Source organism: Streptomyces sp. NPDC048106 (assembly GCF_040706415.1).
In the GTDB taxonomy this organism is placed as follows: Bacteria; Actinomycetota; Actinomycetes; order Streptomycetales; family Streptomycetaceae; genus Streptomyces.
Window position 1 is genome coordinate 12,758 of record NZ_JBEZND010000032.1, and the last position, 17,231, is coordinate 29,988.

The window sequence follows — 17,231 nt, forward strand, 5'->3', positions numbered from 1 at the left end:
TGCCTACCGGGGCGGATCGCCGCCCTGGCCGCCGGACGCCGCCTCCCGCGTCCGTGGCGGGAGCAGCTGGCCGCCCGTGAGCCCGCCCGACAGCAGCCGTGCCGCGTCCTCCGCCAGGCGTGCCGCCCGCAGCGCCGCCGCCCGCAGCTCGTGCACCCGGCGGAAGGCCTCCCCGTAGCGCCGCTGCTCCGCCGGCGGCAGCAGCGGCACGCGCAGCCGCCCCGGTGCGACACGGCGGACGGTGCTGCCCGTGGACGCGCCCGCCACGTTCTCCTCGGCCCCCAGGAACCCGGCGAGGAACCACGCGTCCAGTCGGGCCGGGTCCGGCCGGACGAGGTGGACCCGGGGGCCGAGCAGCGCGCCGGCCTCCGCCTCGCCCGCCACCCGGACCATCGGCCCGTCGCCGCTCGCGATGCCCCGGACGAGTACGTCCCCGGCGGCGATCACGGGAGCCGTGCCGGCCCGCAGCCGCGCCGGGTCACCCGTCGGGCCCGTGCCGCCCGCGATGTCCTCGCCGGTGAGGACGGGCCGGCCCCCAGGGCCCTCGGCGCCGGTTTCGGCGGGGCCCCGTGATCCCTCCGGGGCCGTGCGCAGCAACGTCAGCGCCCCGCCGCGCGCGAGGTCCGACACCGTGGCCGTACGCCACCGCGGGGCCGCGGTGCCTGCCGCCCGCCAGTCCTCGTGACCCGCGGCCCGGACAAGGGACTTGGCCGCCTTCACGAGGTCGTGGCGGGTCGCGTCCACGTCGGCCGACAGTCGCGCCGGCTCGATCCCGGCCCGTACGGCGCGCACGAGGCGTGCCGGGGTCAGGTCCACGACGTCGTCCAGGAGGTCCACCACGCCGACCGCCCGGGAGATCCCGGGCTCGCCCGTGAACGCGTCCGGGCCGCTGGTGAACGCCTCCCAGGCCCCCAGGACCCGTGCCGTGATCCGGTCCCAGTCCAGGGCGGCGGCGCGGCTCCCGCTCCGGGTGCGCGCGGCCGCCGCCGTACCGCGCGGGCCTTCCGTCTCCGCCGCGTCGACGAAGAGCACCGGCTCGCGCCCCGCGCCGCCCGGTCCGGGGCGCCGCAGGATCCAGACCTGGAGCCCGATGTGCAGCGGCATCGCCGCGCCGACCGGCAGCGCGACCACCGCGCGCAGCGCGCCGCCGCGTACCAGCTCCGCCCGTACCCGGCGCCCCGAGGCGCGGCCCGCCGTGGCGGGCGGCAGCAGCAGGACGGCGTGTCCGCCGGGCGCGAGGTGGGCGAGCGCGTGCTGCACCCAGGCCAGTTCCGACTCCGCGCGGGCCGGGACGCCGTACGCCCAGCGCGGGTCGTACGCCAGCTCGTCGTGGCCCCAGTCCCGGGCGCCGTAGGGCGGGTTGCTCAGCACCGCGTCGGCGGTGAGGCCGGGGAAGGCGTCGGCCCGGAGACTGTCGCCGGCGCGCACGGCGACCGTGGCGTCCGGCGCCGTCAGCAGCAGGCTCACCGCGCTCCGCCGCGCCTGTACGGGCAGCACGTCCTGCCCGTACAGCTCCCGCGCGCCGCGCCGGGCGGCGGCGGTCAGCAGGGAGCCGCTGCCGCAGGCCGGGTCGAGGACGCGGTCCGGGGCGCCGGGGAGCAGGCGCGCGAGGAGATCGGCGAGTGCCGGCGGCGTCCGGTAGGCGCCGCCGGCCGCGCTGTCCTCCAGTTCGCGTGCCGCGAGCACGCCCAGGGCGGCCTGGCCGCCCTGCTCCCGTACGCACGTGTACAGCGCGCGCAGGACCGCCGCGTCGGCCGCCTCGAATCGGACGGCGTCCACGCCGGGGACGGCGTCGGCGACGGCCGCCGCGTCGCGTTCGGCGCGGTGGGCGAGGTCCGCGTCCGGGAGGAGTGCGGCGGCGGTGAGGTCCTCGGGTGCGCGGTCGGCCGCCGCGAGGACGAGGGGCAGCAGGTCCGCGGTGCCGCCGCGGGCCGACGGGCGCAGCCGCAGGGTCGTGCGCAGCTCCTCCAGCGGGCTCGCCGCCGAGGCGTGCCCGCGTGCGCCGAGCCAGTCGCGCACCGCCCGGAGGTCGTACAGCGGACTGGTGTCCGTGCCGCCCGAGCGCACCGGGAAGTCGTCGTGCCGACGGCGCCAGTTGCTGACGGTGGCGCGCGTGACCCCCGCGATCCGGGAGATCTCGGCGGCGGTCACCTGGGCGGAGGGCTGGGGCATGACGGACGTTGTGGGCCTCTCGGAAGCCGGCAGGGGGACAACTTACCGCACACGTCACATCCGTAAGCGCGTTTGACGGTGCTTTCAGGCTTGCGACGCGTGACCGACGGCGGCCGCCGGGGAGGTCCACCGGATGCCGGACGCCGGGGAATGCGCCCTCGTCCGCGCGTGGTTGACCCCGTCATGACTCAGGACCCCACGCAGGACGCGCTTCTCCCGCTGCTCTCCGAAGGACACGGCGGCGTGCTGGTCACCCTCCGCCGCGACGGCCGCCCCCAGCTGTCCAACGTCAGTCACGCCTACGACCCCGACGAGCGCATCATCCGCGTCTCCGTCACCGACGACCGCGCCAAGACCCGCAATCTGCGCCGCGATCCCCGCGCCTCGTACCACGTCACCAGCGACGACCGCTGGGCGTACGCCGTCGCCGAGGGCATGGCCGAGCTGTCCCCGGTCGCCCAGGATCCGCACGACGAGACCGTGGAGGAGCTGATCAGGCTCTACCGGGCGGTGCTCGGCGAGCACCCGGACTGGGACGACTACCGCGCCGCGATGGTCCGCGACCGCCGCCTCGTGGTCCGGTTGCACGTCGCGCGGGTGTACGGAATCCCCAAGCGCTGACCCGTACCGCGCCGGTACTACGCCGCGCTGTCCGTCCGTGCCTCGATCGCCCGGAGCACGGCGACCATGTCCTCGTCGCCGTGCCCCTGGGCCACCGTCTCCTCGAACAGGGTGTGGCAGGCGTCGAGGAGCGGGGAGGCCAGGCGGGCCCCGCGGGCGGCCTCGGCGACGAGCCGGTTGTTCTTGAGCACGTCGAGGGCGGCCGCCTGCACCGCGAAGTCCCGCTCGCGCAGCTTGGGCGCCTTCATCCGGGAGACCGCGCTGGCCATCGGGCCCGCGTCGAGGACGTCGAGGAACAGGCCCGGGTCCAGACCCTGCCGTTCGGCGAAGTGGAAGGCCTCGGTCAGCCCGGTCACCAGGGTGATCAGGAAGAGGTTGACCGACAGCTTCATCAGCAGCGCGCCGGGCGCCGCGCCGCACCGGAACGTCTCGCGGCACATCGGGGCGAGCAGTGGCCGCACCGCCTCCACGGTGGCGCTTTCGCCCGCGAGCATGGCCACCAACTGCCCCTGTTCCGCGGGCACCCGGGACCCGGAGACCGGCGCCTCGGCGTATCGGCCGCCGGCGGCGCGGACGTCGGCCTCCAGGGCGCGGGAGTACGCGGGCGAGGTCGTGCCCATGTGGACCACGGTCCGCCCCGCGACCCGCGCGGCCAGTTCCGGGGTGCCGCGGCCGAGCACGGCGTCGACGGCCGGCTCGTCGGCGAGCATCAGCAGCACCACCCCGGCCCGCGCGAACACCTCGGCGGCGTCCGCGGCGACCTCGGCGCCGGCCGCGCGCAGCGGCTCGGCGCGGTGCGGGGTGCGGTTCCACACCACCAGCGGCGTGCCGGCGGCCGCCAGCCGCAGGGCCATGGGCCCGCCCATCACTCCGAGACCGATGAAACCGACGCGCACGGGGGCCGCCCTTCGCTCCACGGGCCGACTATGACAACGGTCATAGTAGCGAACGTTATGACGGCGGTCATAGAGTTGCCCCCGGCGGAGTGAGGGACGGAGGCCCGGAATGAGCGAGCGACAGCGCGGCCCGCGCGAGCGGATGGTGTTCAGCGCGGCCCAGCTCATCCGGCGCGACGGCGTGCACGCGACCGGCATGCGCGAGGTCGCCGCGCACGCCGGGGCCCCGCGCGGCTCCCTCCAGCACTACTTCCCGGGCGGCAAGGAAGAGCTGGTCGGCGAGGCCGTCGCCTGGGCCGGACGGTACGCGGGAAGGCGGATCGGGCGCTTCGTCGAGGGCCTGGCCGAGCCGGTGCCGAGCGCCCTGTTCGCGGCGATGGCCGCGCAGTGGACCGACGAGTACGAGCGGGACGGCTTCGGCGCGGGCTGCCCGGTCGCCGCCGCCACCGTCGATCGCGCCGCCACCGACGACTCCACCCGCGCCGCCGCGGCCGCCGCGTTCACCACCTGGCGGACCCCGCTCGCCGAGGCCCTCACCGCCATGGGCGTACCCGCGGACCGGTCCACGGCCCTGGCCACGCTGATGATCAGCACCCTGGAGGGCGCGATCCTGCTGGCGCGGGCCGAACAGGACGTACGGCCCCTGACCACCGTGGTGCGGGAACTGGGCCCGCTGCTCGACGCCGCCGCGGACCGGCCGGCGTAGGTCCGGCCGGGCGTCAGCGGCCCGCCGGGGCCGTCCCGTGCGTCGTGAGGTAGGCGACGACCATGTCCCCGACCATCACCCGGTAGTGCTCCCGCCGCTCCGGGTCCACCAGGTCCCGGCCGAACAGGGCACCGAACGCGGGCCGGTTGACGGCACGGAAGAAGCAGAACGAGCTGATCACCGCGTGCAGGTCGACCGCGTCCACGTCCGCCCGGAACAGCCCCGACTCCCGCCCGGCGGCGAGGATCTCCCGCAGCACGCCGAGCGCCGGGGAACCGACCGTGCCGAGCTCCCGGGAGGCCGCGAGGTGCCGGGCGCCGTGCAGGTTCTCGATGCTCAGCAGGCGGATGTAGTCCGGGTGCCGCTCGTGGTGGTCGAAGGTCAGCTCGGCCAGGCGCCGGATCGCCGCGACCGGGTCCAGGTGGGCGACGTCCAGCCGCTGTTCGGCCTCGCGCAGCGCGCCGTAGGCCCGTTCCAGGACGGCGGTGAACAACTGTTCCTTGCCGCCGAAGTAGTAGTAGATCATCCGCTTGGTGGTGCGGGTGCGGGCGGCGATCTCCTCCACCCGGGCGCCCTCGTAGCCGGCCCGCGCGAACTCCCGGGTGGCCATGTCGAGGATCTCGGCCTTGGTACGGGCCGCGTCGCGTACCCGCCCGCCGGGTCGTACCGGTTCTTCGACGCTGGTCATCGGGTGTTCCTTCGGGCCTCGGTCCGCGGCGGTGGCGTGCTGGGTGCCGCTGATTCTAGGACTCAGACATGACAGTAGAGGTGCCGCGGCCCGGGGCACAGAAGTGCTCCGGGCCGCGTGCACAAGGGAGTTACGGCCGGGCCGGTGCCACGGCTGAGCGGCGCTACGACCGCCGGTTCCACTCGGCGATGACCGGGTGCCCGTGCTCGGTGGACAGCCGGCTGACCGTGCCGGTGGCGAGCTGGAACAGCCGCCCCGCCGCGGGCGGCAGGCCCAGCCGACGGGCCGTCAGGACCCGCAGGAAGTGGCCGTGGGCGACGAGCACCACATCGCCGCCGTCCGCGGCGAGCGCGGACCCGACACGTGCCAGCACCCGGTCGGCGCGGGCGCCGGCCTCGGCCGGTGACTCACCGGGATGCCCCTCGGGCCCCGGCGGCACCCCGTCGGTCCACAGGTCCCAGTCGGGGCGGGTGCGGTGGATCTCGGCGCTGGTGATGCCCTCGTAGCCGCCGTAGTCCCACTCGTGCAGAGCGGGTTCGGGCTCGATGCCGGTCAGGCCCGCCAGCTCGGCGGTGCGCAGCGCGCGGCCGAGCGGGCTGCTCAGCACGAGGGCGTAGGTCCGGCCGGACAGGAGCGGGGCGAGGGACTTGGCCTGTTCCTCGCCGTGGTCCGTCAGGGGCAGGTCGGTGAAGCTGGTGTGCTGTCCCGACCTGCTCCACTCGGTCTCCCCGTGGCGGACCAGAAGGAGGTCCGCCACGGTCAGCCCTTCTTCTCGACCGCGTGGCCGCCGAACTGGTTGCGCAGCGCCGCGATCATCTTCATCTGGGGCGAGTCGTCCTGCCGCGAGGCGAACCGGGCGAACAGCGAGGCGGTGATCGCCGGGAGCGGCACCGCGTTGTCGATGGCCGCCTCGACGGTCCAGCGGCCCTCGCCGGAGTCCTCCGCGTAGCCGCGCAGCTTCTCCAGGTGCTTGTCCTCGTCCAGGGCGTTGACCGCGAGGTCGAGCAGCCAGGAGCGGATGACCGTGCCCTCCTGCCAGGACCGGAACACCTCGCGGACGTTCTCCACCGAGTGCACCTTCTCCAGCAGCTCCCAGCCCTCGGCGTACGCCTGCATCATGGCGTACTCGATGCCGTTGTGGACCATCTTGGAGAAGTGCCCGGCGCCGACCCGGCCCGCGTGCACATAGCCGTAGGGGCCCTCCGGCTTGAGCGCGTCGAAGATCGGCTGGAGCCGGTCCACGTGCTCCTTCTCGCCGCCGACCATGAGCGCGTAGCCGTTCTGCAGGCCCCACACACCGCCGGAGACGCCGGCGTCCACGAAGCCGATGCCCTTGATGCCGAGCGCCGCGGCGTGCTTCTCGTCGTCCGTCCAGCGGGAGTTGCCGCCGTCGATCACCGTGTCGCCGGGCTCCAGCAGGTCGCCCAGCTCGTCCACGACGGTCTGGGTGGCCGTGCCGGCCGGGACCATCACCCACACATGGCGGGGCGCCTCCAGCTTCTCGACCAGTTCGGCGAGGCTCTTGACGTCGGAGACCTCCGGGTTGCGGTCGTAGCCGATGACGGTGTGGCCGGCGCGGCGGATCCGCTCGCGCATGTTGCCGCCCATCTTGCCGAGACCGATGAGACCGAGCTGCATGATCAGTTCTCCGATGCGTTCTTGAGAGTGCGGTAGGCGGCGACGAGGGCCGTGGTGGAGGGGTCGAGACCGGGGACGTGGGCGCCCTCGGTGAGGGCGGGCTCCACGCGCTTGGCGAGGACCTTGCCCAGCTCCACGCCCCACTGGTCGAAGGAGTCGATGTTCCAGACCGCGCCCTGCACGAACACCTTGTGCTCGTAGAGGGCGATGAGCTGGCCCAGCACCGACGGGGTCAGCTCGGCGGCGAGGATCGTCGTGGTCGGGTGGTCGCCGCGGAAGGTGCGGTGCGCCACCTGCTCCTCGGGCACGCCCTCCGCGCGGACCTCCTCGGCCGTCTTGCCGAAGGCGAGGGCCTGGGTCTGGGCGAAGAAGTTGGCCATCAACAGGTCGTGCTGCGCCTTCAGTTCACCGCTGAGCTCGCCGATCGGGCGGGCGAAGCCGATGAAGTCGGCCGGGATCAGCTTGGTGCCCTGGTGGATCAACTGGTAGTACGCGTGCTGCCCGTTGGTGCCGGGCGTGCCCCACACGACGGGACCCGTCTGCCACTCCACCCGGTCTCCGTGCCGGTCCACCGACTTGCCGTTGGACTCCATGTCCAACTGCTGGAGGTAGGCGGTGAACTTGGACAGGTAGTGGCTGTACGGCAGTACGGCGTGCGACTGGGCGTCGTGGAAGTTGCCGTACCAGATGCCCAGCAGGCCGAGCAGCAGCGGGGCGTTGGCCTCGGCGGGCGCGGTGCGGAAGTGCTCGTCGACCAGCCGGAAGCCGTCCAGCATCTCCCGGAACCGGTCCGCCCCGATGGCGATCATCAGGGAGAGGCCGATCGCGGAGTCGTACGAGTACCGGCCGCCGACCCAGTCCCAGAACTCGAACATGTTGTCCGGGTCGATGCCGAACTCGGTCACCTTGCCGGCGTTGGTGGACAGCGCCACGAAGTGCTTCGCGACGGCCTTCTGTCCCCCATTCTCGAATCCGCTCGAACGGGAGGTGCCCCCACCCTCGAACGCTTCGAGCAGCCACGACCGCGCCGAGGTGGCGTTGGTGATCGTCTCGATCGTCGTGAACGTCTTGGACGCGACGATGAAAAGCGTCTCCGCCGGGTCCAGGTCGCGGACCGCCTCGTGCAGGTCGGCGCCGTCCACGTTGGACACGAAGCGGACGGTCAGCTCCCGGTCGGTGTACGGGCGCAGCGCCTCGTACGCCATCGCGGGGCCGAGGTCCGAGCCGCCGATGCCGATGTTGACGACATTGCGGATGCGCTTGCCGGTGTGGCCGGTCCAGGCGCCGGAGCGGACCCGCTCGGCGAAGTCGCTCATCTTGTCGAGGACGGCGTGCACCTTGGGCACCACGTTCTCGCCGTCGACCTCGATCACCGCGTCCCGCGGGGCGCGCAGCGCGGTGTGCAGCACCGCCCGGTCCTCGGTGACGTTGATCCGCTCTCCGCGGAACATGGCGTCCCGCAGCCCGAACACGTCGGTGGCGGCGGCGAGTTCCTGGAGCAGGGCCAGGGTCTCGTCGGTGATCAGGTGCTTGCTGTAGTCGATGTGCAGGTCACCGACCCGGACCACGTACCGCTCGGCGCGGCCGGGGTCCGACGCGAACAGCTCGCGCAGCCGCTGGTGACCCTCGGCGCGGTGGTCGGCCAGCGCCGTCCACTCGGGCCGCTGGGTCGGTCGGGGATATCGGGCGTCGGCCATCTCAGGCGTTCTCCTTGGCGGCCTCGCCGGTCAGGGCGATGGCGTACATCTCGTCGGCGTCGAGGCGGCGCAGCTCCTCGGCGATGAGTTCGGAGGTGGGGCGGACCTTCAGGGCGAGGGTGCGCGGCGGCTGGCCCGGCAGGGTGAGCGTCGCGAGCGGGCCCTCGGGGCGGTCCACGACGATCTCGCCGTCGCGGGTGCCCAGCCGTACGGCCGTGACCACCGGCCCCTCGGTGACCACGCGGTCCACGGGCACCCGCAGCCGCGCCTCCAGCCAGCGGGCCAGCAGCTCGGCGCTGGGGTTGTTCGCCTCGGCCTCCACGGCCGCCGACGTCACCTTCGCCCGCGCCTGGTCGAGCGCGGCGGCCAGCATGGACCGCCACAGCGTCAGCCGGGTCCAGGCGAGGTCGGTGTCGCCGGGCGCGTAGTTGCGGGCGCGGGCCTCCAGGACCTCCATCGGCCGGTCCACCGCGTACAGGTCGGTGATCCGGCGCTGGGCGAGCGCGCCGAGCGGGTCCTTGGACGGCGTGTCGGGCGCGTCCACCGGCCACCACACGACGACCGGGGCGTCCGGCAGCAGCAGCGGCAGCACCACCGAGTCGGCGTGGTCGGACACCTCGCCGTAGGTGCGCAGCACCACGGTCTCGCCGGTGCCCGCCTCGGAGCCGACCCGGACCTCGGCGTCGAGGCGCGAGTGGGTGCGGTCGCGCAGGGTGCGGGCGTGCCGCTTGATGACGACCAGGGTGCGCGAGGGGTGCTCGTGCGAGGCCTCCTCGGCGGCCCGGATCGAGTCGTAGGCGTTCTCCTCGTCCGTGACGATGACCATCGTCAGGACCATGCCCACGGCCGGGGTGCCGATCGCCCGGCGGCCCTGGACCAGCGCCTTGTTGATCTTGCTTGCCGTGGTGTCGGTCAGGTCGATCTTCATGGCCTGCGCCAGCTCCGTCCGTCTCGTGCGAGCATCTCGTCGGCTTCCCGCGGCCCCCAGCTGCCCGACGCGTAGCTCGCCGGCCTGCCGTGCGCCGCCCAGTACTCCTCGATCGGGTCGAGGATCTTCCAGGACTCCTCCACCTCCTGGTGACGGGGGAACAGGTTGGCGTCGCCCAGGAGCACGTCCAGGATGAGCCGCTCGTACGCCTCCGGGCTGGACTCCGTGAACGACTCGCCGTAGGCGAAGTCCATGGACACGTCCCGGATCTCCATCGAGGTGCCGGGCACCTTGGAGCCGAAGCGGACGGTCATGCCCTCGTCCGGCTGGACGCGGATCACGATCGCGTTCTGGCCCAGCTCCTCGGTGGCGGTGGAGTCGAAGGGGGAGTGCGGGGCCCGCTTGAAGACCACCGCGATCTCCGTGACCCGGCGGCCCAGCCGCTTGCCGGTGCGCAGGTAGAAGGGCACGCCCGCCCAGCGCCGGTTGTCGACGCCGATCTTGATCGCGGCGAAGGTGTCGGTCTTCGACTTCGGGTCGATGCCGTCTTCCTCCAGATAGCCGACGACCTTCTCGCCGCCCTGCCAGCCGCTCGCGTACTGCGCCCGCACGGTGTGCCGGCCCAGGTCCTCCGGGAGCCGCACCGACTTGAGCACCTTCAGCTTCTCGGTGAGCAGCGCCTCCGCGTCGAACGCGATGGGCTCCTCCATGGCGGTGAGCGCCATGAGCTGGAGCAGGTGGTTCTGGATGACGTCACGGGCGGCGCCGATGCCGTCGTAGTAGCCGGCCCGGCCGCCGATGCCGATGTCCTCGGCCATGGTGATCTGCACGTGGTCGACGTAGCTGCGGTTCCAGATCGGCTCGTACATCTGGTTGGCGAAGCGCAGCGCCAGGATGTTCTGGACGGTCTCCTTGCCCAGGTAGTGGTCGATCCGGAACACCTGGTCCGGCTCGAACACGTCGTGCACGAGCGCGTTCAGCTCACGGGCGCTGGCCAGGTCGTGCCCGAACGGCTTCTCGATGACCGCGCGCCGCCAGGAACCCTCGGGCGGGCTTGCCAGGCCGTGCTTCTTGAGCTGCTGCACGACCTTCGGGAAGAACTTCGGCGGCACCGAGAGGTAGAAGGCGAAGTTGCCGCCCGTGCCGCGGGAGGCGTCCAGTTCGTCCACGGCGTCCTTGAGCTGCTTGAACGCGGTGTCGTCGTCGAAGTCGCCGGGGATGAAGCGCATGCCCTCGGCGAGCTGCTGCCACACCTCCTCGCGGAACGGGGTGCGGGAGTGCTCGCGCACCGAGTCGTGGACGACCTGCGCGAAGTCCTGGTCCTCCCACTCGCGGCGGGCGAAGCCGACCAGGGAGAAGCCCGGCGGCAGCAGACCGCGGTTGGCCAGGTCGTACACGGCCGGCATCAGCTTCTTGCGGGACAGGTCACCGGTCACACCGAAGATCACCAGGCCCGACGGGCCCGCGATGCGCGGCAGACGCCGGTCCTGGGTGTCCCGCAGCGGGTTCACCCAGTCGGCGGCCGGGGCGATGGGCACTCGCACCTCCTCGGGCGCCGGAGCGGAGGTCGCTTTCTCGGTCATCGCGCGTCAACTCCCTTGTTCTCCAGGGACTTCGCCACCACGGCCAGCAGGTCCTGCCAGGCCACCTCGAACTTGGCGACGCCCTCGTCCTCCAGCTGCTGGACGACCTCGTCGTAGGAGATGCCGAGCCGCTCGATCGCGTCGAGGTCGGCACGGGCCTGCGCGTAGCCGCCGGTCACCGTGTCGCCGGTGATCTCGCCGTGGTCGGCGACGGCGTTCAAGGTGGCCTCCGGCATGGTGTTGACCGTGCCCGGCGCGACGAGGTCGTCCACATACAGGGTGTCCTTGTACGCGGGATCCTTCACACCGGTGGACGCCCACAGCGGACGCTGCTTGTTCGCCTTGTCGCCGGCGAGCGCCAGCCAGCGGTCCCCGGCGAAGACCTCCTCGTACGCCTCGTAGGCCAGGCGCGCGTTGGCCAGGGCCGCGCGGCCCTTGAGCGCGAGGGCCGCGTCGGTGCCCAGCGCGGTCAGCCGCTTGTCGATCTCGGAGTCCACGCGGGAGACGAAGAACGACGCCACCGAGTGGATGGTGGAGAGGTCGATGCCGCGCTCGCGGGCCTTCTCCAGGCCGGCCAGGTAGGCGGCCATGACCTCGCGGTAGCGCTCCAGCGAGAAGATCAGGGTCACGTTGACGCTGATGCCGAGCCCGATGACCTCGGTGATGGCCGGCAGGCCCGCCTTGGTCGCCGGGATCTTGATCATCACGTTCGGGCGGTCGACCAGCCAGAACAGCTGCTTGGCCTCGGCGACGGTGGCGGTGGTGTCGTGCGCGAGGCGGGGGTCCACCTCGATGGAGACGCGGCCGTCACGGCCGTTCGTCGACCGGTACACGCCGGCCAGCACGTCGGCGGCGTCGCGTACGTCGGCGGTGGTCATCATCCGCACGGCCTCGTCGACCGTCACGCCGCGCACGGCCAGGTCGGTGAGCTGCTCCTCGTAGCCCTCGCCGGAGCCTATGGCCGCCTGGAAGATCGACGGGTTGGTGGTGACACCGACGGCGCTGCCGCTCGCCACCAGGGCGGCGAGGCTGCCCGAGGTGATCCGCTTGCGCGACAGGTCGTCCAGCCAGATGGACACGCCCTCGTCGGCCAGACGCTTGAGGGCTCCCGGGGTCGCGATTGCTTCGGTCACAGTGATCATCTTTCTTCGTGTGTCGGTGTCAGGCGCGCGCGGCGGCGAGCGACTCGCGGGCCGTCGCGGCGACGTTCTCAGGGGTGAAGCCGAACTCGGTGAACAGGATCCGGGCGTCGGCGGAGGCGCCGAAGTGCTCCAGGGAGACGATCCGGCCCGCGTCGCCCACATAGCGGTACCAGGTCAGGCCGATGCCCGCCTCCACCGCGACCCGGGCCTTCACGGCCGGCGGCAGCACCTGCTCGCGGTAGGCGGGCGGCTGCTCCTCGAACCACTCCACGGACGGCATCGAGACCACCCGGGTGCCGGTTCCCTCGGCCTCCAGCAGCTCCCGCGCGGCCACGGCGAGCTGCACCTCGGAGCCCGTCGCGATGATGATCACCTCCGGGACCTCCGTCGAGGACTCGCGCAGCACGTAGCCGCCCTTGGCCGCGTCCTCGTTCGGCGCGTACACCGGCACGCCCTGGCGGGTGAGCGCGAGCCCGTGCGGGGCGGGCTTGGTGGCGTGCCTCTTCAGGATCTCGGCCCAGGCGACCGCGGTCTCGTTGGCGTCCGCCGGGCGGACGACGTTCAGGCCGGGGATGGCGCGCAGCGAGGCCAGGTGCTCGACCGGCTGGTGGGTCGGGCCGTCCTCGCCGAGGCCGATGGAGTCGTGCGTCCACACGTACGTCACCGGAAGCTGCATCAGCGCCGACATGCGCACCGCGTTGCGCATGTAGTCGGAGAACACCAGGAAGGTGCCGCCGTAGACGCGGGTGTTGCCGTGCAGGGCGATGCCGTTCATCTCCGCTGCCATGGCGAATTCACGGATGCCGAAGTGCACGGTACGACCATAGGGGTCGGCCGTCGGGAGCGGGTTGCCCTCGGGGAGGAACGAGCTGGACTTGTCGATGTCGGTGTTGTTGGAGCCGGCGAGGTCGGCGGAGCCGCCCCACAGCTCGGGCAGCACCGGGCCGAGCGCCTGCAGCACCTTGCCGGAGGCGGCGCGGGTGGCGACCGACTTGCCCTCCTCGAACACCGGCAGGGTGTCCTCCCAGCCCGCGGGCAGCTCGCCCCGGCTGATCCGGTCGAACAGGGCGGCCCGCTCCGGCTGGGCGGCGCGCCACTCGGCGATCCGCTTGTCCCAGGCCGCGTGCGCCTCGGCGCCCCGGTCCAGGGCCCGCCGGGCGTGCCGGAGGACCTCGTCCTCGACCTGGAAGGACTGCTCGGGGTCGAAGCCGAGGAGGCGCTTGGTGGCCGCGATCTCCTCCGCGCCGAGCGCCGAGCCGTGGGAGGCCTCGGTGTTCCGCGCGTTCGGGGCGGGCCACGCGATGATCGTGCGCATCGCGATGATCGAGGGCCGCCCGGTCTCCTCCCGCGCCGCCTTCAGGGCCGCGTACAGGGCGGGCGCGTCCACGTCGCCGTCGGCGGTGGGCTCGACGCGCTGGGTGTGCCAGCCGTAGGCCTCGTACCGCTTGAGGACGTCCTCGGAGAAGGCGGTCGCGGTGTCGCCCTCGATGGAGATGTGGTTGTCGTCGTAGAGGAAGACCAGGTTGCCGAGCTTCTGGTGGCCGGCGAGCGAGGATGCCTCGGCGGAGACGCCCTCCTCCAGGTCGCCGTCGGAGACGATCGCCCAGACGGTGTGGTCGAAGGGGGAGGTGCCCGCGGGGGCCTCCGGGTCGAACAGGCCGCGCTCGTAGCGGGCGGCCATCGCCATGCCCACCGCGTTGGCGGCGCCCTGGCCGAGCGGTCCGGTGGTGGTCTCCACGCCCGCGGTGTGCCCGTACTCGGGGTGGCCCGGGGTCCGGGAGCCCTGGGTGCGGAACGCCTTCAGGTCGTCCAGCTCCAGCTCGTACCCGGCCAGGAAAAGCTGGGTGTACAGGGTCAGCGAGGTGTGGCCGGGGGAGAGGACGAACCGGTCACGGCCGGTCCACTCCGGGTCCGCCGGATCGTGTCGCATCACCTTCTGAAAGATCGTGTACGCGGCAGGCGCCAGGCTCATCGCGGTGCCCGGGTGGCCGTTGCCCACCTTCTGCACCGCGTCGGCCGCCAGAAGGCGGGCGGTGTCCACGGCACGCCGGTCGAGATCGGTCCACTCGAAGTCACCAGAGGTCTGCGTGCTCATCTTCAAGAAGTCCTCGTTCAGTACGGAAAGGCTGGCCGGATGCGTTCAAACTTAAAAGTCTGACTTTTTCGACGGAAGGGAGGGATGTGTCACCCTGTGGTGAATCTGGGACAGTGATCGTGAAGCAGGGACGGCGCGAAAAGGACATGACCGACACAACGCCCCGAGGTGGTGCCACCGGGACCGGAAGCGGCGCGGAGGGCACGCCCGGCGACGGCATCACCACCCTCCCCTTCCCGACCGAGCTGGCCGTCGGCGGCGTCGGCATGCGGATCGCCCGCATGGGCGTGGACCGCGCCTGGCAGGCCGACATCCCGCTGGACCGCGTCCACCGCATCGACTTCCACGTGGTCCTGCTCTTCACCGAGGGCCCCGTACGCCACATGGTCGACTTCACCGAGTACGAGGCGTCGGCCGGCGACCTGCTGTGGATACGCCCCGGACAGGTCCACCGCTTCTCCCGCGAGTGCGTGTACCGCGGAACGGTGCTGACCATGCAGCCCGGCTTCCTGCCGCGCGCCACCGTGGAGGCCACCGGGCTGTACCGCTACGACCTGCCGCCCCTGCTGCACCCCGACACGGCCCGGCTCGAAGCGCTGCGGGCGGCCCTGGACCAGCTGCGCCGCGAGTACGAGGACACGACGACACTCCCGCCCAGCCTGCACGCGGCCGTCCTGCGGCACGACCTGACCGCGTTCCTGCTGCGCCTGGCCCACCTCGCCGTCAGCTCGGCGCCCGGCGCGCGGCAGCAGCCGGACAACACCTTCACCCTGTTCCGGGACGCGGTCGAGCAGGGCTTCGCCACCAACCACAGCGTCAGCGCCTACGCCGACGCCCTCGGCTACTCCCGCCGCACCCTGGTGCGCGCCGTCCGCGCCGCCACCGGCGAGACACCGAAGGGCTTCATCGACAAACGCGTCGTCCTGGAGGCCAAGCGCCTGCTCGCCCACACCGAACTGCCGATCGGCCGGGTCGGCGTGGCCGTCGGCTTCCCGGACGCGGCGAACTTCTCCAAGTTCTTCCAGCTGCACACCGGGAGAACGCCGGCGGCCTTCCGCGCGGAGCAGCGGTAGGCGTATGCCGGTGCGCATGTCGGCCGCGAGGGTTCCGTCGTCGGCCCCCGCCGGGTCCAGGGATGGTCACCGGCCCGCGGCGGCGGCTCGTGTCCCGCGTTCCAGGGCCTCGCGGGCCGCGAGCCAACCCGCGATCCTGAACGCCAGTTCGTGGGAGCCGAAGCGGTCGGCGCGGGCCTGCCGCAGCACCACCCGCGTGGCGGCCACGACGCCGTGCTCGGGCAGGCTCAACTGCTCCTCGATCCCCGCGGCGACCGCGGCGAAGAAGCGCGGCAGGTCCTCGGCGGGTTCGTAGTCCACCGTCAGCCCCTCGGCCACCTCGAAGGCGACGCCCTCGGCCGCGGGCTCGAAGTCCACCACGATCCCCGCGAAGTGCGGCGCGCAGTTCTGTTTCCGGTGCAGCACGCGTATGCCGAGGATCGGACACGGGGGGAACCGGGGCGGCTCTGGTGTCATACCGGAACGCTACCCCGGTGCCCCGAGGTGGTTCAGTGCCCGAAGTCGAACCAGTTCACGTTCACGAAGTCGGCCGGCTGCCCGCTGGTGAACGTGAGGTACACGTCGTGCGTGCCGGTGACGGCCGCGATGTTGGCCGGCACCGTCCGCCAGGACTGCCAGCCCCCGGTGTCGCCCACCGCGAAACTCCCGATGGGCGCGTTGCCACGGCTGTCCAGCCGCACCTCCACCAGGCCGCTGACTCCCGCGCCCGCGCCGCTCGCCACCCGGCCGTAGAACTGGGTGGCCGCCGTCGAGCCGAAGTTCACGCCCTTGTAGAGCGCCCAGTCGCCGTTGGCCACCTGGCCGATGTCCTGCCCGCCGCCGGTGTCCGTGGTGGTCTCGGCGGTGACGCCGGACTGGCCGTCGTACGACTCCGCCTGGATCTGGCTGTACGCGTCACGGTTGCCGGTCGGCGGCGGGGGAGTGGTGCCGCCCCCGCCGCCCGAGGACTGGAGCACCTGGACGTAGTCGACGACCATGGGGTGGCCGGGCTCGGTGGCGCTGGTCGGGCCGCCGCCGAAGGCGCCCGGGAAGCCGCCGCCCATCGCCACGTTCAGGATGACGAAGAAGCCGTGGTTGGTGGCGTTGGTCCAGGTGGCCGCGTCCATCTGACTCGCCGTGACCGTCTGGTAGTTGACGCCGTCGACGTAGAAACGGATCGCCTCGGGGCTGACCGAGCGGTCCCACTCCAGGGTGTAGGTGTGGAAGCCCGACTGGCACGTGGTGTTCGGGCAGGCGGTCGAGTTGCCGATGCCGCTGGTCTCGTTGCAGGGGCCGCCGGGGCTGGTCCCGCAGTGCATGGTGGCCCAGGTCTTGTTCAGGCCCTGGACGTTCTCCATGACGTCCAGCTCGCCGACGCCGGGCCAGTTCTGGTAGTTGCCGCGGAAGGGCGCGCCCAGCATCCAGAACGCGGGCCAGTACCCGGCGGCCGCGGTGCCGGTCACGTTCGGCATCTGGAGGCGCGCCTCCACGCGCAGTTTGCCGCCGGCCGGGGGCTGGAAGTCGGTGCGGGTGGTCTCGATCCGGCCGGAGGTCCAGTGGCCGGACGCGTCCCGGCGCGGGGTGATGAGCAGGTCGCCGTTGCCGTCGAGGGAGACGTTGTTCGTGCTGGACGTCATCGACTCGACCTCGCCGGTGCCCCAGTTGGCGGCCCCGCCGGGGTAGGAGGTTCCGGTGTCGAACTGCCAGTTCGCCGTGTTGACGCTGCTTCCGGCCGCGCCGTTGAAGTCGTCGAGGAAGACCTGCGCCCAGCCTGCGGGCGGCGCGGGGGCGGAGGCGTCCGCCGGGCCGGTGGCCGCGGTGGCGACGGCCGCGGCCAGGCCGAAGGTGGCGACGGCCGCGAGGAGGGCGCGGCGCAGGGAGCGGGTGCGGGGTCTGGGGGTGCCGGAGGATGCACTCATGGGTGGCCTCTCGGGGAGCGGGGGGTGTGCGGGGACCCGTTGAGAGCGCTCTCAAGGTGCCGTCAATGTGCTCCCCGGCTCACCGGCCGTCAAG

At 72.7% G+C, this 17,231-nt stretch carries 15 protein-coding genes; 3 read left to right on the forward strand and 12 right to left on the reverse strand.

Translation table 11 applies throughout. The features are described from left to right. Positions 1–3: 3 nt before the first annotated feature. Complete coding sequence (locus AB0927_RS27940) at positions 4–2,172, reverse strand: N-6 DNA methylase (protein WP_366670495.1); 2,169 nt, start codon at positions 2,170–2,172, stop codon at positions 4–6. Positions 2,173–2,355: 183 nt separating this feature from the next. On the opposite strand from AB0927_RS27940, the gene AB0927_RS27945 reads away from it, so the two are divergent. Further along, a complete protein-coding gene (locus AB0927_RS27945; protein ID WP_366670496.1) occupies positions 2,356–2,793 on the forward strand; it encodes a PPOX class F420-dependent oxidoreductase in 438 nt (145 codons plus the stop codon). Between the two features lie 17 nt (positions 2,794–2,810). On the opposite strand, the gene AB0927_RS27950 is transcribed toward AB0927_RS27945, so the two are convergent. Then, a complete protein-coding gene (locus AB0927_RS27950) occupies positions 2,811–3,887 on the reverse strand; it encodes an NAD(P)-dependent oxidoreductase (protein WP_366670497.1) in 1,077 nt (358 codons plus the stop codon). On the opposite strand from AB0927_RS27950, the gene AB0927_RS27955 reads away from it, so the two are divergent. Further along, positions 3,799–4,395, forward strand: coding sequence for a TetR/AcrR family transcriptional regulator (locus AB0927_RS27955; protein ID WP_366670498.1), 597 nt, complete (start codon positions 3,799–3,801; stop codon positions 4,393–4,395). The genes AB0927_RS27950 and AB0927_RS27955 overlap by 89 nt on opposite strands. 13 nt (positions 4,396–4,408) lie before the next feature. Here AB0927_RS27955 and AB0927_RS27960 read toward each other — a convergent pair whose 3' ends face one another. The 8 genes from AB0927_RS27960 to tkt form a co-directional block, all read right to left on the reverse strand. Beyond that, positions 4,409–5,083 (reverse strand): TetR family transcriptional regulator, encoded by a 675-nt coding sequence (locus tag AB0927_RS27960; RefSeq protein WP_366670499.1) that lies wholly within the window; start codon positions 5,081–5,083, stop codon positions 4,409–4,411. Between the two features lie 163 nt (positions 5,084–5,246). Then, positions 5,247–5,840: a histidine phosphatase family protein gene (locus AB0927_RS27965; protein ID WP_366670500.1), complete on the reverse strand. Its 594-nt coding sequence runs from the start codon at positions 5,838–5,840 to the stop codon at positions 5,247–5,249. Between the two features lie 2 nt (positions 5,841–5,842). After that, complete coding sequence (gene gnd / locus AB0927_RS27970; protein WP_366670501.1) at positions 5,843–6,721, reverse strand: phosphogluconate dehydrogenase (NAD(+)-dependent, decarboxylating); 879 nt, start codon at positions 6,719–6,721, stop codon at positions 5,843–5,845. A 2-nt stretch (positions 6,722–6,723) separates the two neighbouring features. Then, on the reverse strand, positions 6,724–8,418 hold the full coding sequence (gene pgi, locus AB0927_RS27975; RefSeq protein ID WP_366670502.1) for a glucose-6-phosphate isomerase: 1,695 nt from the start codon (positions 8,416–8,418) through the stop codon (positions 6,724–6,726). A gap of 1 nt (position 8,419) precedes the next feature. Continuing rightward, complete coding sequence (gene opcA, locus AB0927_RS27980; RefSeq protein ID WP_366670503.1) at positions 8,420–9,346, reverse strand: glucose-6-phosphate dehydrogenase assembly protein OpcA; 927 nt, start codon at positions 9,344–9,346, stop codon at positions 8,420–8,422. Next, positions 9,343–10,929, reverse strand: a complete 1,587-nt coding sequence (gene zwf / locus AB0927_RS27985) for a glucose-6-phosphate dehydrogenase (protein ID WP_366670504.1) — start codon at positions 10,927–10,929, stop codon at positions 9,343–9,345. The genes opcA and zwf overlap by 4 nt, the downstream gene beginning before the upstream one ends. After that, entirely contained in the window at positions 10,926–12,071 is a 1,146-nt protein-coding gene (tal, locus tag AB0927_RS27990; protein WP_366670505.1) for a transaldolase, read from the reverse strand. The genes zwf and tal overlap by 4 nt, the downstream gene beginning before the upstream one ends. A 19-nt stretch (positions 12,072–12,090) precedes the next feature. Next, positions 12,091–14,166, reverse strand: coding sequence for a transketolase (gene tkt, locus AB0927_RS27995; protein ID WP_366670506.1), 2,076 nt, complete (start codon positions 14,164–14,166; stop codon positions 12,091–12,093). Positions 14,167–14,312: 146 nt separating this feature from the next. On the opposite strand from tkt, the gene AB0927_RS28000 reads away from it, so the two are divergent. Next, a complete protein-coding gene (locus tag AB0927_RS28000) occupies positions 14,313–15,239 on the forward strand; it encodes an AraC family transcriptional regulator (RefSeq protein ID WP_366670507.1) in 927 nt (308 codons plus the stop codon). Positions 15,240–15,305: 66 nt separating this feature from the next. On the opposite strand, the gene AB0927_RS28005 is transcribed toward AB0927_RS28000, so the two are convergent. Both AB0927_RS28005 and AB0927_RS28010 read right to left on the reverse strand, forming a co-directional pair. Beyond that, the gene (locus tag AB0927_RS28005) at positions 15,306–15,644 is read right to left on the reverse strand and encodes a hypothetical protein (RefSeq protein WP_366670508.1); all 339 of its coding nucleotides are present in this window, start codon (positions 15,642–15,644) and stop codon (positions 15,306–15,308) included. Between the two features lie 83 nt (positions 15,645–15,727). Next, entirely contained in the window at positions 15,728–17,137 is a 1,410-nt protein-coding gene (locus AB0927_RS28010) for a glycoside hydrolase family 16 protein (protein ID WP_366670509.1), read from the reverse strand. Positions 17,138–17,231: the final 94 nt, after the last annotated feature.

Excerpts from the sequence above, each read along its gene's own strand:
- AB0927_RS28010 (WP_366670509.1), bottom strand. The coding sequence starts at position 17,137 with ATGAGTGCATCCTCCGGCACCCCCAGACCCCGCACCCGCTCCCTGCGC.
- opcA (WP_366670503.1), bottom strand. The coding sequence starts at position 9,346 with ATGAAGATCGACCTGACCGACACCACGGCAAGCAAGATCAACAAGGCG.
- tkt (WP_366670506.1), bottom strand. The coding sequence starts at position 14,166 with ATGAGCACGCAGACCTCTGGTGACTTCGAGTGGACCGATCTCGACCGG.
- AB0927_RS27940 (WP_366670495.1), bottom strand. The coding sequence starts at position 2,172 with ATGCCCCAGCCCTCCGCCCAGGTGACCGCCGCCGAGATCTCCCGGATC.
- AB0927_RS27950 (WP_366670497.1), bottom strand. The coding sequence starts at position 3,887 with ATGCCGGTCGCGTGCACGCCGTCGCGCCGGATGAGCTGGGCCGCGCTG.
- pgi (WP_366670502.1), bottom strand. The coding sequence starts at position 8,418 with ATGGCCGACGCCCGATATCCCCGACCGACCCAGCGGCCCGAGTGGACG.
- AB0927_RS27960 (WP_366670499.1), bottom strand. The coding sequence starts at position 5,083 with ATGACCAGCGTCGAAGAACCGGTACGACCCGGCGGGCGGGTACGCGAC.
- AB0927_RS28000 (WP_366670507.1), top strand. The coding sequence starts at position 14,313 with ATGACCGACACAACGCCCCGAGGTGGTGCCACCGGGACCGGAAGCGGC.
- zwf (WP_366670504.1), bottom strand. The coding sequence starts at position 10,929 with ATGACCGAGAAAGCGACCTCCGCTCCGGCGCCCGAGGAGGTGCGAGTG.
- tal (WP_366670505.1), bottom strand. The coding sequence starts at position 12,071 with ATGATCACTGTGACCGAAGCAATCGCGACCCCGGGAGCCCTCAAGCGT.
- AB0927_RS27945 (WP_366670496.1), top strand. The coding sequence starts at position 2,356 with ATGACTCAGGACCCCACGCAGGACGCGCTTCTCCCGCTGCTCTCCGAA.
- AB0927_RS27955 (WP_366670498.1), top strand. The coding sequence starts at position 3,799 with ATGAGCGAGCGACAGCGCGGCCCGCGCGAGCGGATGGTGTTCAGCGCG.
- gnd (WP_366670501.1), bottom strand. The coding sequence starts at position 6,721 with ATGCAGCTCGGTCTCATCGGTCTCGGCAAGATGGGCGGCAACATGCGC.